Consider the following 14,640-nt stretch of genomic DNA (forward strand, 5'->3'; position numbering starts at 1 on the left):
CCCGTAGGAGCCGGCTTGCAGGCGAGAAAAGGTAGACCCTCGCCCCAAAACCAACTCCCCGCAAGAAACCCATGTAGGATGGGTAAAGGAGCGCAGCGACGTGCCCATCAAAAAAATCGGGGCCCAGAAAGTCAGCGACCCACACAGCTGTAATCGCATGTAATACAAGGAAGTACAAATACCACCAGCAAAAAACATAAAAAAGCCAGACAGATGGAATTGTCACAACCCGGACCAGAAGAAAAACCCAATCACCGCCGCAGCCTATTCCACCTTGCGGCACTGTGCCTGTTACTCGCCGCCAACCCTCCAGTCCTCGCCGCCACCGCGGACTGCCCAGACTGGAAACCGCCGCAGGCGAAGCAGGAAATCACCAGCCTGAGCCAGAAAGTCCAACGCTGGGACAACGCCTATTACCTCGAGCATCGCTCCGTTGTAGAAGACGCCGTCTACGACAAGGCCCGCACAACCCTGGCGCACTGGAACCGCTGCTTCCCGGATCTGGCCCGGAACCCGAAACCGCCGGACCGCCAGTCCACCGGTACCGTCTCCCACCCGATCCCCCAGGCCGGCCTGCAAAAGCTCCGCGATTCCGAAGCGGTCGCCCGCTGGCTGGATCACCACAAAGACACCTGGCTACAACCCAAGGTCGACGGCGTGGCCGTAACCCTGGTCTACCGCCACGGCAAACTACACAAGATGATCAGCCGCGGCAATGGCCGGCGCGGCCAGGACTGGACCCGCCACGCCCGCCGCATCCCCGCCATCCACAAAACAATCCCCGACAAACGCGCACAACTGGTCCTGCAGGGCGAGATCTACTGGCGCCTGCAAAACCATATCCAGGCGGAGGGCGGTGACAAGGCCCGCGGCCGCGCCAGCGGCGCCATGGCCTCCGACACCCTGTCCGCCGAACAGGCCGAGTCCCTGGCCCTGTTCGTCTGGGACTGGCCCAACGGCCCCGAGACACTGCCCCGACGCCTGCGCGCCCTGGAAACCCTGGGCTACGACACCACCGCCTACACCCACCGCGTAAATACCCTGAAAGAGGCGCGCCGCTGGCGCCGACACTTCTACCGCCAACCCCAGCCCTTCGCCACCGACGGCATCGTCCTCAAACAGAGCCGTCGCCCCGCGGCGGAAAAATGGCAACCCGAGCCGCCCCACTGGACCGCCGCCTGGAAACACCCGGCGGCCACCGCGCTGGCGACAGTGACGGGCGTTGAGTTTCCGGTAGGCCGCACCGGCAAAATAGTGCCGGTGGTAAAAGTGGAACCGACCCTGCTCGACGATCGCAAAATCCGCCGCGTCAGCAGCGGCTCCTTCCAACGCTGGCAGTCCCTGGATATCCGCCCCGGCGACCGCCTCCGCCTGGCCCTGGCTGGCCAGACGATTCCACACATTCGCGACGTGATCCTGCCCGCCGCAGAGCGCGTCCAACTGCCGGTACCCGACCCGGCTGACTACGGCCCGCTCAGTTGCTGGCATCCGGCGCCGGGCTGTGTGGCCCAGTTCCTGGCGCGGGCCGAGTGGCTGGGAGACAAGCTGGGATTTCGGGGAATGGGGGAGGCGCGGTGGCGTTCTCTTTACGAGGCCGGGCTGTTGCCGAATCTGCTGGCCTGGACTTCGTTGACGCGGGGAGAGCTGATGGCGGTGCCGGGGATTGGGGAGAAGAGGGCGGATAAGTTGTTGGGCAACTTTCGGCAGGCGCGGGAGCGGGACTTTCGGAGTTGGATGACTGCGTTGGGGATGCCCTCGGCAAGCCTGTTGCCGGAAGAGGTTTGGCGCAACGCGACATTTTCGGGTTTTGCAAAACACGGTGAACTACATTGGCAACAGCTTTCCGGTATCGGACCTGGCCGTGCTGCGAAGATTGGCGGTTTTTTGCAGCATGAAAAAGTGCTGGCACTGCAAGAAAGATTGCAAGCACTTGGCATAGAAGGTTTTCAGTAGGTTGAGAAGAGGTATTCATATAACTGCCATTACTTTGGCGTAAGATAGGAGAAATATTCATGAAGAAGCCCGAATACTTGGTGTCTGGCGAGTTTGCTCGCCTGATTCCAGTAGCAACAAAGCCCGAACTCCGGAACACCTGCGTTACCTGTGCCATGCTCATGGCCGTGGAAGAATTCGCCGAATCTCTATTGGGGACATTAGGAGCTCCCACAGGAAAGCGTGCCAAGACCAGGGCTTGGGTAGAGCCTGTTTTCAAGTCCTCCAAAAATGATAGTAAAGATCGACCGGATGCATTGATTGTTGTTGACAACGGTCGAAGGGAGTGGCGTGCCCTGGTGGAGGCAAAATCCAGAGGGGCGGACCTCGATTCGGTACAGGTAGATCGCTATTTGGATATAGCGAAGGAGCACGGTGTTGACGCCGTTGTCACCATTTCCAACCAGTTCGTCTCGACGCCTACGCAGTCGCCCTGCGATATCAATCGTCAGAAGTTAAAGAAAGTTTCCTTGTTTCACTGGTCGTGGTCATATCTTAAAACTGAAGCGAAGATTCAGATTTCGAAAAGTACTGTTTCGGATCCAGATCAGTCCTATATGCTTGAAGAATATGTCCGCTATCTGGAGCATGACTCAGCCGGTGTCAGCGAATTTGAGCAAATGGGAAAGGAGTGGGTTGAGACCTGCAAGCTTTACTTTGCCAAGTCGAAAGTGGATAAGAAATCGCCGCTGGGTGCCGCTGTAGTGAGTGACTGGGACGAGCTGATGCGATGCACAGCTCTCCGTATGAGCCGGGATCTGGAAACAAACGTGACTACAGTCTTGAGTGCCAAAGAGAGAAAAGACCCAAATGGTCGGCTGGAAGCACTACAGAATACTTTCACTTCTACTGGTGAACTTAAGAGTCGCCTGAATGTTCCAGGTGCGGCCTCACCTATCTCGGTTGAGGCTGATTTGACCCGGCGTTCAGTAACAGTGTCGATGACGGTAGATGCTCCAAGAGACAAGAAGCGAGCTCCGGCAACCGTTACATGGTTACTCCGTCAATTGTCCAAGACTGAGGACGGCAGTATTATGATCGTTGCTAAATGGCCTGGTCGAACGCAGGAGACATGCGCAGAGCTTGTTCAGATTCGAGAGGATTCCGAAATTCTGGTAAGGGATAGGAAAGGGCAGCTGCCTCGTACCTTTGAAATACGCGCAGTTTCCGATCTGGGTGGAAAATTTACACAGCGGCGAAACTTCGTTCCGGAGTTAGTATCCTGTGTAACCCGATTTTATGAAATAGTAGGCCAGCATGTTGTGCCGTGGCAGGCGCCGCCACCGAAGCCAAAGAAAGTAAGGTCAGCCGATGAAGAAGCTATAAAACCTGAATCTGTCGATGAAACTGAGGAGAAAAACTCAGAACATCTTGACGATGACGACCTTAGAACCATGGATTCCGGGTATACTGAGACTCCTGAAGAAGTAAGGCCGATCCCAAGTTTCGAAGAAGTGGACACATGATATTGCATTGTGGATCACGTTGTTGATCCTGAGGCATAGCAATGGCGATGTGGGCTCTGTCTGCCAGTTTTATACAGCCAGGCCACGCTTCCCGACAGATGAATGTCGCCGAGGAAGCGTGGCCTGTCCCTTCAACCTTCCCGATCCAAGGGTATATGCGCCTGCGCCCAACTTGCGAACTTTCCTGGGCTTGAACCGGCAATGGTTTCAGCCAGCTTAATCTGCTGACGATAATTGCCTCCCAGATAGCCATACGCTTCAAACCAGGCCATCATCTGTGCCAGTTCACGTGCACCCGGAAACCCCTCCTCAAAATCCTTTGCTGGTACCCGGGTAAATGTCAGCGAATGTCCCTGTTTCCTCAGGATTTCGATTATCTGGTTAAAACTCAATCGGTCGCCCACCAGAGGGAGATAAATTCCATCATCCGCCTTTTCGGGCTGATGGAAGGCTCCCGCCACCAGTTTGCCCAGATCCGCAATGTCCGCCATTTCTATCTCTACGGCCGGGTCGAGTGGTAGGGCCCAGCCCCGCGTGCCATCCGCCTGGCTGGTAGGGGTAAGAGCCTGGATGAAATTCTGGTAATAGAAGCCAGGCATAACAAAGGTATGAAACTTAAAGCCGGCCGCTGTGACTTCCCTGTCCATTGCCGCCTTGTTACTGAAGTGAGGCACATCAAAACGGTTGGCGCTGATACCGGCTACGTCCGGCAGGGTGGACCAGATAAAATGCGTGACGCCGGCGCCCCGGGCGGCGCGAATGGCGGCCCGGCACTGTGCGGCTTCGTCCGTGCCCGGCTGCCAGGCATTGGTGACCGCAAACACGCCATAGGCGTCCCGAAAAGCACTGACCAGGGTGTCCGGGGTATCCAGGTCGGCGTACACCACCTCATCTGCCGGCCCTCGGTAGTGTTCGGGGGCGCGCGTCAGTGCCCGTACCCGAAAAGTGCCGCTGGCCTTCAATGCCGTCACTACGCCCGCGCCCTGTTGGCCGGTTGCTCCGACCACCGCGATCAGCTTCTTTTCTCGACTCATATCGTTGCTCCTTGAAAGCAGTTTCAGTGTAGGGGCCAGCTTAGGGTGTTACCATCTGGAACGTAATCCTTATAGATGAAACAGGATTGTATTGAAAATGGAACAGTCACCGCTGGACATGAACGGAATGGCGGTCTTCGTCGCCGTGGCGGAAACCGGTTCCCTGACGGCGGCCGGTAGGCAGCTCAACCTTCCCAAGGCTACCGTCAGCCGTCGGCTGAAAAGCTATGAAGCGGTACTTGGAGTCACGCTGTTTCGGCGTTCGACGCGCTCGCTATCCCTGACCGATATGGGACAGCGCCACCTGCAGCGCATACGGCCGTTGGTGCATGAAGCCCGGGAAGCGGTGACGGAGGTCCGGGAACAGCGGGAGGCGCCGAGTGGGCTGGTTCGCATCAGCACTTCGGTGATATTTGGTGAGCACTACCTGGCTCCGGTAATCTGGAACCTGGCCAGAAGCTATCCGAACCTGCGGTTCGATCTGGTGCTCACCAATGCCCTGGTGGACATTGTCCGGGAAGGCATCGACTTCGCCATCCGCATGGGAGAGCCGGAGGACTCTGAACTTATCGGTCGGGTGATCGGCAGGGCGCGGCAACTGCTGGTGGCGAGCCCCGATTGCATGGCACAGTATCCGGTGCCGGAATCCATTGCCGATCTGGACCATCTCCCCACTATCGTGTCCAGTAGCGGCCGTCGTCACTGGAGTTTTGCCAATGGCGAAGTGTATCGATGCAACTGGAAAGTATCGGCCGGCAGTATCGGCGCCAGTCTCGATGCCTGCCTGCATGGATTGGGCGTAACCCTTGTTCCGGAAACCATGGCCCGGCCCCACCTGGAAAGCGGCGCGCTGGTGCGGGTATTGGCAGATTGTCCCCTTAGGGAAGTACCCATCACGCTTCTTTATCCACGGATGCGCCATCAATCGATGTTGACGCGGGTGCTGGTCGATGCTCTCAAAGACGTACCGCTTTAGCGGATAATGATGCTACATTTTCCGGCTTTGCTGCGCGTAGTGAAATGGAATGGCAGCAGTTACCCGGTATCGGGTCTGATCGTAGTAAAGATCTGGTCGGCTTTCTGGAAGACGGGGAGGTACTGATACTGAGTGAAAAGCTGAAAGCGCGAGGAGTGTCAGGTTTTGATATAGCTGGGGCGAAGTAGGGCTTTTGGGTGCATATCTCCATCCGGTATCATGGTTGCCGTGAATATCAGCGGTCAACAGTTGATCAATATAGGCCCAGAGTGACCGGGTCCTACCTATAGATTTGATGGATTGAGTGACCGACATCAATCTACCCTTTAGATATGGGGGATAAAGAGTTGGAATTTCAGGCCATGATTTAAGTCGTCACTTTCTAACTATGAAAAGGAGATCACCATGTTCCCAAAGGAGTTTTACATACTGCCCGAGGAATTATTCAGGTTGGGAAATTCTACAAGCCCCCGGCTTTCCAATGTTCGTCCGAGAGATGTCGATACAATGGAGGTTAATGGAATTAATATGATTATTGCCAACGGCAAAGGGATCAGTGTGTTTGATATTGATGGCATTAATGAATCGCCAATGACGGGTTGGGTCTGGAAGTTTTCCCCAAATACCAGACCGCCAGTGGGACTGAAGATGGTCCAAGACAAGGCACATCACTACTGCATTTCACCAGCTCAGAATATGCCTTTGGATAAATACAAAGGGTTATTGGAGGAAATGGCTCTCTCCGCTACCCGGGTATTCAAGAAAGAAGGTAAGGTTGTATGAAAAATTTTGAAGTGAATTTAGCGGAGTCAGAACTGAAAATCGTTCTGGAGGCGCTCACTGAGCTTGAGCAAAAAATGGCAAGGATCTGTGAATCATCTGAAGACGAAGATGAGATTTCCGACGTTGGGAATGATCTTATTGAAGTGCGATTGCTTCTTAAGCCTCTTAAAAAAAGGGCAATTGATATGTACGGAGATAATATAGTCAATTTCTCGCGAGAGGCGTTGTGAGGTTAGATTTTATCTGATATTTGTGAGACTCAGACAGTCGTGTACACCCTTGGGCTGAAAGTTAGAGACCTGAGGCCACTTGATCAGTGGACGCGACAACTTTTTTGACAAACATCGGTCTTGCGCTTTCTTGTTTCACTAATTGCTATCATCACTCCAAGAGTGACAGCTTAAAATACTGTATCTAGGCCGTCTCAAATCTGAGGACCGTTATTTCGGGACATTATAGATACCATGACTCAGAAAAGCAGAAAGCGTTTAGGATTATGAGCCACTACCGGATCAAGGCTGATAAAGATACTTACGGCTGGTTTGAGCTGGACATGGAGAAGGTTCTGAAAATCCTGGGCCGGAAAACTTACTCAAAATTTACAAAAACAGATATGTCCATCTCGGAAAAGTGGGATGACTTCGATGCTCGCTTTGAACCGCCAGATGGAGAGGTGGTCGTCAGCGATCATCCCGACATAACCACCTGGGGGACTAGTTGCCGTCTGGTCTTGAACAACAAAGCCTATGATGTTCTGGGATCGGTATTGTCTCCCTATGGTGAGTTTTTGAGTGCGCCCTGCGAAGGTCAGCAGTATCGGGTTTTCAATTGCCGCACTACCAAGCCGGCCGACGAATCCAAAAGCGAAAGAAAAATTGTCGATGGACTCCAAGAAGGAATCATCAGTCTCGATTTCAATCCGAAAGATATAGCCGGTTCCCCCGTATTTAAGACTGACTTTGATTTGTTCCGATCTCTCTACTGTGATGAACGTTTCAAAAGCCTGGTCGAAGAATACGGATTGAAAGGAATTGAGATACGCGATGACCTGGAGACAAGTCCGTTGTAGTAGAATTCACATCTCGTTAGTTCAGGGAAGACAAGATCAATGAATATACTGATAGCCGAAGATGATCCAGCCATACAAGTATTCGATCGTGCGTTGATGAGTAAATGGAACTTCGATTTCGATCTGGCTTCAGATGGAGAGGAGGCTGTCAACTATGCATTGAAGAGCAGGGGAAGATACGACTTCTGTTTGATGGATGTGGAAATGCCGGGAGTAAATGGCATTGAAGCGACACGATTTATTCGAAGAGAGCTTCCATACTTTCCGATAGTTGCAGTCACAGCCAATCCCGGCTACAGAGATCAGTGTCTATCTGCGGGAATGGATGATTTTATCCAGAAGCCCTGTACCCCTGGACGGTTATTCGAGGTGATTAAGGATTTATCTGTAAAGCCATTGCTGGTAAAGTTTGGGGAAGATGAAATTTTAGTTATAGAAGGCAGGACAATGAATCCCAAGGAAATGCAGGAGTTGAGAGAGCTTAGAAAGCAAAGCCTTACCAAGCTAAAGCTTGTGGGCTTGGATCACTCCTTTGTTGTACATAAAAATATACAGAATAAGATTTCTCACGACCTTATTGGTGAAGGAAAGGAGATTTCTGAGTTTATAGACCGATCACCTTCGGAGCCTGGTCGCTGCCAGCTTTACAAGGCTAACCTTTATGTGACAAAGGATATGCTTCTTCCAGAAGAGCTGGAAGAAGAAATTTGGAAAGAGAATGAGGGTGTAGAAAAGTACAGCAGTCCAGCCGAAAGGTATGCTTCCGATGAATGATTATAAGGTTACTTGTAGTGGCTAAGAGTTGGCCTGACAGGGTTTTTCTGAAAGGCCGGTAACTGTCGAATCAAGGAGTTATGCTGACGCTCAAGCGGTGAAGTGTGAACTCTAAAGTGCCGGGCTGAGCTGGTCTTCGAAGTTGATGACGACCATGACGACCTGGCTGTAGCTGGATTAGTTCAGACCAAATCTGACAACCCCCTTGAAAAGAAGGGGTTTACCGGTTTTGATGAAGGTGACCAAACCTGAAACCAAAACCAAGGATAAACCCCATGATCCATACTAACGATCGCATCATCAAACACAAGACCGGATTGCTAAATCTAGCCGAGGAGCTCGGTAACATCTCCAAGGCCTGCAAGATGCTGGGCGTCTCTCGGGACACCTTCTACCGGTACAAAGAGGCCGTTTCAGATGGTGGCGTAGAGGCGCTGCTGGAGAAGAACCGGCGGGTGCCAAATCGCAAGAATCGTGTAGATTCAGGTGTTGAGGAGGCAGTACTGGCGTACGCCCTTGAGGAGCCTGCTCATGGGCAGGTGCGGGTATCTAACGAACTGCGCAAGCGCGGTGTCTTTGTCTCTCCGAGTGGCGTTCGCAGTATCTGGCTACGGAACGATCTAGCCAACTTCAAACTGCGCCTGAAAGCGCTGGAAGCCAAGGTGGCGGAAGAAGGCCTGATCCTGACGGAATCGCAGGTGCAGGCGCTGGAGCGCAAGCGTCACGATGATGAGGCCTGTGGTGAGATTGAGACCCAACACCCAGGCTATCTGGGCTCCCAGGACACGTTCTACGTAGGGACTTTCAAAGGGGTTGGTCGTGTATACCAGCAGACCTACGTTGACACCTATGCGAAAGTAGCGCACTGCAAGCTCTACACAACCAAAACGCCAATCACTGCAGCAGACCTCCTGAATGACCGAGTCTTGCCGTTCTACGCAGCTCACGAACTCCCGGTGCTACGTATTCTAACCGATCGTGGAACCGAGTATTGCGGCAAACTCGAACAGCATGACTACCAGTTGTATCTGAGCGTGAATGAGATCGAACATACGAAAACGAAAGCCCGTCACCCGCAAACGAATGGTATCTGCGAGCGTTTCCACAAAACCATCCTGCAGGAGTTCTATCAGCCGTCGTTACGGCGTAAGATATACGGATCGCTTGAAGAGCTGCAGAAAGATCTGGATGAATGGCTCGCGTACTACAATAATGACCGCACCCATCAGGGCAAGAAGTGCTGTGGCCGGACGCCGCTGCAAACTCTTGAAGACGGCAAGAAGATCTGGTTGGAAAAGTTCGTAAACTGAACCTGACCTGACAGAGCACCTTCTGAAAAACCGGTAACTGTCAGATCAAGTCTGGACTACTACACTGTAGCTGTATTTTCTGAAATTTGGCATACGACCTCCCTTTGAGAGTCAAATTCTACCAAAAAACGCTGGTTTTTAAGAGTTTTTCTGCAGCCTGAACGTCGTACTCACCGGTAAATTAGGAGCGCTGTGACTAATCTATCCGCGTGCAGTGCCCTGTTCAGCTTCGACTTCAGATTGTGTAATGGTTCCGTATCTTCTACGCATTTTGTCACATTCATCCCTTACTCTTCTCTTTATTATATGCTCGGGAAGCCCCTCATTTTCGCGCCTCACACGCTCTGCAACTTCCAGAAGCTCTCTAGGCATGTGCTCAGCAAAATCCATATCTAAAACTACTGGCAAAAGCTGTTCGTGAGTCCTATCTATACTTCCTCGAGCAGGCCCAAATGAAAGACTATTAGCGAGAAAATCTAATGATATCAGTGGAGACATTGGTGGTGGATCAATTTCTTGTTTTAAGGTATTTCTGATTCTCCAGGCCAAGCTGTCGATAGTGAGCCACCAATGTCTATAGCCAAGGTCGCTTACATGCTCCTCTGCCCTTAACCCGATTATGCCAAGATAACTCTCGACATCATGTTGTATTAATGTGTCAGTAACCGCGGGATCTATATCAGATGAATTATTGCTTCTTCTTCTCTTATGGGCCTCTCGCCATAAGAATTCGACTGTATGCCGAATATCGTCGGCCACCTTTAGGGATGGATTTTCAAGAGATTCAACTATAATCCCATGTTGTATTTCTAAATACTGAGAAACATCATCTTCCGGCCTGCTATTCCCGCGAAAAACTTCGACAGAGCTTGAAAAAGCTGAAGGCGGGGCGCCTGATTCTAAATAGTGATAATATAAAAAAGGAATGCGCCCTTGCCATTCATTCGGCTTATGCCTTGAGCAGTTCTCGGAAATTCTTATGTGATGAAGAATTTCTTTAATAACTCCTTCCGTCACTCTCATATTGACACCACCATAGCTCAACGAGTTAACAATAGTAGTGAATTTTTTTCTATTTTCGTCTGGCGTAAAGGCTTCTGCCAAAAGGGGAAGAATAACGGTTGTGTCGAGCCATATCTTGGCGTGATTAAATATCTTCTTGGTTACTTTTTGAATATCAGGTGTTTCACGCAAAAAAGAAAACAAAGTATATGTATCGGAGACCTTTTTTAAGTGCTTGTTTATAGACTCTTTATTTGAAGAAAGAATTCGTGTGACTACGTTTATTGCGATGTCTGGAAAACTTCCTACATATTTATTTTCGCTAGGATGATCGTTCAAATCATTAAATATTGTGTCTTTCAATAGATTAGCGTCAGTTATTTCAATATTTCCTGAAACAACAGAAGAAGCAAAAGATTCTCCAGACTTCACCAAAAAAAGATCGACAATTCTTACAACTCTCTCAGCTATTTCAGGGATATCCTGTTCCTCAAAGTCATCACTTTCTTCTTTCTCATTTTCTACCAGCCTACTGACTTCATTTAAAAAATCTGATTCTTCAATCTCTGTTTCAGATAATTTAACATGAATTCTCTGTGATTCTTGGTGGGACAGACAAAATGAATCTTCGGTAGGCCAATACTTGAGAATTCCTTTTCGTTTTTCTGACAATCTTCTCAATGCAGAGTCGATATAAGTTTTACTTTCACTGGAGATGCTGGATGGAATATATGTAAAAATCCGGCTGTGGATCTCGTCTCTTGAAAGTCTTTTATCTGATTTTGTATGCCTTAATGCGGATCGTACTAATGCCTCATACACTATTTTCGTTAACCCTTTATCCGTGGACTCATCTTCCCATTGGAGTCCAATGTAGGTTAATGCAGCTTTGGCCTCCACTGAGGTCAGCGCGGGCCGTTTTTTTTCAATTAGTTCTTCTCCCTCTAAAAATGGACGGGCTATTAAATCAGACAAATAGAATGCAGCTTCATATTTGTTATCATCAGCCTCATATCGTTCCAAAAACCAATTTCTATCTCTAACATCTAAAAAAATACCGTAATCAGAAGTTCCTTTTCTCTTTAGATCGTCGGCCTTTGCTCCAACCACTTGGTTGCTCATGTATATTAAAACTTTCACACCCGAGAGCGCTTTCGAAATTCGATCAAAAGTATTCTTTACTTTTCTCTCCCAGTCCCCCGTAACGGAGTACTGAACGGCAATGGTGCTATCACCGATGGGAGAAAAAAGCTCTGAATCGCGCCCTCCATCACCGCTAGGACTTGCCATTGTTCTTAAAGATGAAAAATCTGATGACAAGAATGCTGAGCTCAATTCCTCAAAATGCTCCCAGTCAGATGGGCGGAGCCTTTCCAAAGCTAACTCAAAAAATTTTCTATTCATGACCATCCTTTCTAGTCAACGAAACCTGCAATAGCGTTGGTCGTCTGGTACAGCACTTGGTTATACGCTGGTGCCAGCAGTCCGCAACTTGCGGTACACGGTCGCAACAAACTTGCCGCCCAAAATCAGGGAGATCGAAATTACAAGAGCAGCGGCATACTCGTAATTTACAGTGTCCATAGCAAAAAGCTCACCAACGATAACTCTCACAGACTTTAGAGTCCAGTAGATCCCTATGAGAAATGTGCCAGCCACAACCAGTCCCTTCTCGGAAATAGCAGCACTCTCCTCGCTTGAACTGATCGTCTTATGAGCTATTTAGGGAGCCAAGGCCCAAAGGATTATGCCAGTAACCGGCGGAACTACTACCCATCCAATAACAGGAGTAACAGGGAGTGGTTCGCCGTTGCCCCAGGATTTTGGTGTAAGGAACAGAGGTAAGGTATTTCCAAAATTCTTTAGGACTAAATATGCTGATAAAATATTTATTGACAAATCTTAAAATTGCTTCATGGTTTTTACGTATAACGCTTTCTCACCGGAAAATTGGGAGCATAGCGAGCAATTTTTCCAAGTGCAGAAACTTGTTATGCATTTGGTTTTGGCTCCGTGCCAACACCCGATATGGTTACCTTAAATCCCCTTTGAGAAAGATTTTCAAATGCCTTCGATAGATTAACTTTGCTAAAGAATGGTAAATTACTCTTTAAGATTGATGAGTCCTCACCTAAAATCAAGAAGACGACCTCAACTCCATCACTTTTGAAGTTATCAAGCGGGACACTATCCTGCAAGCCACTGCTTAGTCGTCTCAAAACTGTTCTTGCTTTTTTTCTGAACTCTTTATCACCAAGTAAAATCTCAGCAGACACACTACCTTGGGCGAATAAATGACTTAAACCAGCCGAACCTCCTTTTCTATGCTTCACGTGAATAAACTGTTTGCTATTGGTCATTAAATCGCAAAGTTCGATAGGCGAAGTTGTTCTATTACTTTTTATTAGTTTCTTATCGAGCAAGTGGTAAGAGTGATTATTAGCAACCCTTGCGTTGTAATCGCCTTCGGTTTCAATTTTTGATTTTAGCTCCCCATCTTTATTTTCTTCCCATACGTAAACTTTTGGGAATGTCAAGGTTGATATATTTATTTTGGCAAGGACCGCATCAATTCTTGACATAAAACTATTGTCAATTTCATACCATAATCCTGCGAACAAAATATAAGTCTTATTTGGTTCTTTATGTTCAAAATAAATGCATTTATATATTTGATGTTCTGACTCGTTTTCGTAAACATCATATACAAACAGCCGATCGCGTTTGATTGAATCAATTGAAACCGATGCAGTATTTAAGTTGCCAAGATACTCACCCGCCTCAATTGTTGGCTTTATTGAGCTCTTAGAGCGAGTAAAGCTAAATCCATAAATTGCATCCCATTGAACAATCTCAGGAAGGGTGATAGTTATATCAGAACTTTTTAATTTAATCTTCTCAAGTAACTTTTCATCCAGATTATCGATTTCTGACCTTTCTTTAACCTTCCTAATATTGTCAACCCATGAAAATCCACTCTTATATGAATTGTTGCTATAGTAGCTAGAAAGCAAGTCCACCAAGCTTGATATTTCATCGACATTAATTTCTGTAGCAAAGGAGTATACAGAATCACCGCCTGAAATACTTTTTAAGTTCACGCCAGTTTTTGGCGATCCAGTAACAGCCCGCAGAACATCTCTGGAAATATCAATACCAAAAACGCCGATCGCTGATTCTCTCGATGCTTGTGACTTCTTCTGTACGGCTTGATCTTCTAACGTGAATAGGTCAACGCTGCGCAAGCTGTCATGATTAAGTGTATTGAGTGCAGTTTTGATTCCAAAGTCATGAACAAAATATTTTGTGTCTATCAAAAATCGACCATATCCGAAGGTAAAAGCCATTGTAGCCGTTGCTGTTTTTATAATAAGAACTGCAGAACTAGAGCGATTAGCAAGTTCATCGAGTGAAGTGCCTGTAATGTTCTCGGTAAATGCACTCCATTTGGGCTTCTTTTCTGTAGGTATTTTTACGAATAGCTTTCCTTCAAGTTCATGCTTATTGTCTAGATCATAAGCGTTCACCTGATATGCTCCTTTTAGGAAGTCGGATGCTTGTAGAGAAGCATGCTCACCCTTTGCCAAGAATGCGTTCAAATATACGTATGGCTTTCTCTCTTCCACTGAAATTAACTCCTTACTGATCCGCCGAGTAGCCAGGAGCCGTCACCGATTTCTAGCTCTCTAAGAACCGTAGGTGCGAGGTTTCCTCGCATACGGTTCAAGCCCTTCAAAGGCTCTGATTGAACCCGGTGGTTAAGCTCGCTATCATTGTTGTCCTGCACTTTACGACGCCAAGGTGCGCCCTGCAATATGGTGAGCCGCTGATGTACCTGGATATCATTGTAACGCTCTTGCCAAACCGCCTTCACGATACGCAATTGCAGCCGGAAAACATGCAACGGGCTGTCTCGATGGCCATTGCTGGCCTGTCGGTCTGGCTCGCCGTTCCCGCTGGGGGCGCACCGGCACTGGAACGCGGCCTGTCCGTTTCCGGGTGCTCCACGTACGCCGTTTTGCTTTCCCCCGCAAAACCGGTTCTCCAGCCTCTCTCGCGATGAGGCACCAGCTGGACGTCTGCTCGCTTTCGCGCCGGGCAAAGTTGGAACCCGTATCCGTGCCATTACAGCGCGGCATTCGCTTCTTCCAGCCTCCTACACCCGCACCGCAATCGGCTCGCCTCACGGTTCGCTTTCCGGTTGTCCGGTACGATACGGGGTCATCGTGTTCCA

General features: G+C 49.2%; 11 protein-coding genes. 8 read left to right on the top strand and 3 right to left on the bottom strand.

Features of this window, described 5'->3' with window-relative positions:
* Positions 1-213 precede the first annotated feature (213 nt).
* Positions 214-1,953, top strand: a complete 1,740-nt coding sequence (gene ligB, locus OQE62_RS08280) for an NAD-dependent DNA ligase LigB (protein ID WP_265721548.1) — start codon at positions 214-216, stop codon at positions 1,951-1,953.
* Between the two features lie 59 nt (positions 1,954-2,012).
* Positions 2,013-3,458, top strand: a complete 1,446-nt coding sequence (locus tag OQE62_RS08285) for a hypothetical protein (RefSeq protein WP_265721549.1) — start codon at positions 2,013-2,015, stop codon at positions 3,456-3,458.
* A gap of 131 nt (positions 3,459-3,589) precedes the next feature.
* Here the strand turns inward: OQE62_RS08285 and OQE62_RS08290 are convergent, their stop codons facing one another.
* Entirely contained in the window at positions 3,590-4,492 is a 903-nt protein-coding gene (locus tag OQE62_RS08290) for an NmrA family NAD(P)-binding protein (protein ID WP_265721550.1), read from the bottom strand.
* 97 nt (positions 4,493-4,589) lie between these two features.
* Here OQE62_RS08290 and OQE62_RS08295 point away from each other — a divergent pair, with 97 nt between their 5' ends.
* The 6 genes from OQE62_RS08295 to OQE62_RS08320 all read left to right on the top strand — a co-directional run bounded on the left by OQE62_RS08295 (position 4,590) and on the right by OQE62_RS08320 (position 9,404).
* Positions 4,590-5,468, top strand: coding sequence for a LysR family transcriptional regulator (locus OQE62_RS08295; RefSeq protein ID WP_265721581.1), 879 nt, complete (start codon positions 4,590-4,592; stop codon positions 5,466-5,468).
* A 405-nt stretch (positions 5,469-5,873) separates the two neighbouring features.
* Positions 5,874-6,251 (top strand): Tse2 family ADP-ribosyltransferase toxin, encoded by a 378-nt coding sequence (locus tag OQE62_RS08300; RefSeq protein WP_265721551.1) that lies wholly within the window; start codon positions 5,874-5,876, stop codon positions 6,249-6,251.
* Positions 6,248-6,481 carry a hypothetical protein gene (locus OQE62_RS08305; protein ID WP_265721552.1) on the top strand — a complete coding sequence of 78 codons (234 nt, stop codon included), beginning with the start codon at positions 6,248-6,250 and terminating at the stop codon, positions 6,479-6,481. Before OQE62_RS08300 ends, OQE62_RS08305 begins: the two co-directional genes overlap by 4 nt.
* Positions 6,482-6,747: 266 nt before the next feature.
* The gene (locus OQE62_RS08310; protein ID WP_265721553.1) at positions 6,748-7,320 is read left to right on the top strand and encodes a hypothetical protein; all 573 of its coding nucleotides are present in this window, start codon (positions 6,748-6,750) and stop codon (positions 7,318-7,320) included.
* Positions 7,321-7,359: 39 nt separating this feature from the next.
* Positions 7,360-8,094 carry a response regulator gene (locus tag OQE62_RS08315; RefSeq protein WP_265721554.1) on the top strand — a complete coding sequence of 245 codons (735 nt, stop codon included), beginning with the start codon at positions 7,360-7,362 and terminating at the stop codon, positions 8,092-8,094.
* 275 nt (positions 8,095-8,369) lie between these two features.
* Positions 8,370-9,404, top strand: a complete 1,035-nt coding sequence (locus tag OQE62_RS08320) for an IS481 family transposase (RefSeq protein ID WP_265721555.1) — start codon at positions 8,370-8,372, stop codon at positions 9,402-9,404.
* Positions 9,405-9,605: 201 nt separating this feature from the next.
* On the opposite strand, the gene OQE62_RS08325 is transcribed toward OQE62_RS08320, so the two are convergent.
* Together OQE62_RS08325 and OQE62_RS08330 are read right to left on the bottom strand one after the other, a co-directional pair.
* Positions 9,606-11,810, bottom strand: a complete 2,205-nt coding sequence (locus OQE62_RS08325; protein WP_265721556.1) for a hypothetical protein — start codon at positions 11,808-11,810, stop codon at positions 9,606-9,608.
* Between the two features lie 587 nt (positions 11,811-12,397).
* Complete coding sequence (locus OQE62_RS08330; protein ID WP_265721557.1) at positions 12,398-14,032, bottom strand: TIGR04141 family sporadically distributed protein; 1,635 nt, start codon at positions 14,030-14,032, stop codon at positions 12,398-12,400.
* Between the last annotated feature and the right edge of the window lie 608 nt (positions 14,033-14,640).

This window comes from Microbulbifer halophilus, from assembly GCF_026183675.1.
GTDB lineage: Bacteria > Pseudomonadota > Gammaproteobacteria > Pseudomonadales > Cellvibrionaceae > Microbulbifer > Microbulbifer halophilus.

What these genes read in the sequence shown, in the direction of transcription:
- ligB (WP_265721548.1), top strand. Translation starts at nt 214, where the DNA reads ATGGAATTGTCACAACCCGGACCAGAAGAAAAACCCAATCACCGCCGC.
- OQE62_RS08285 (WP_265721549.1), top strand. Translation starts at nt 2,013, where the DNA reads ATGAAGAAGCCCGAATACTTGGTGTCTGGCGAGTTTGCTCGCCTGATT.
- OQE62_RS08290 (WP_265721550.1), bottom strand. Translation starts at nt 4,492, where the DNA reads ATGAGTCGAGAAAAGAAGCTGATCGCGGTGGTCGGAGCAACCGGCCAA.
- OQE62_RS08295 (WP_265721581.1), top strand. Translation starts at nt 4,590, where the DNA reads ATGGAACAGTCACCGCTGGACATGAACGGAATGGCGGTCTTCGTCGCC.
- OQE62_RS08300 (WP_265721551.1), top strand. Translation starts at nt 5,874, where the DNA reads ATGTTCCCAAAGGAGTTTTACATACTGCCCGAGGAATTATTCAGGTTG.
- OQE62_RS08305 (WP_265721552.1), top strand. Translation starts at nt 6,248, where the DNA reads ATGAAAAATTTTGAAGTGAATTTAGCGGAGTCAGAACTGAAAATCGTT.
- OQE62_RS08310 (WP_265721553.1), top strand. Translation starts at nt 6,748, where the DNA reads ATGAGCCACTACCGGATCAAGGCTGATAAAGATACTTACGGCTGGTTT.
- OQE62_RS08315 (WP_265721554.1), top strand. Translation starts at nt 7,360, where the DNA reads ATGAATATACTGATAGCCGAAGATGATCCAGCCATACAAGTATTCGAT.
- OQE62_RS08320 (WP_265721555.1), top strand. Translation starts at nt 8,370, where the DNA reads ATGATCCATACTAACGATCGCATCATCAAACACAAGACCGGATTGCTA.
- OQE62_RS08325 (WP_265721556.1), bottom strand. Translation starts at nt 11,810, where the DNA reads ATGAATAGAAAATTTTTTGAGTTAGCTTTGGAAAGGCTCCGCCCATCT.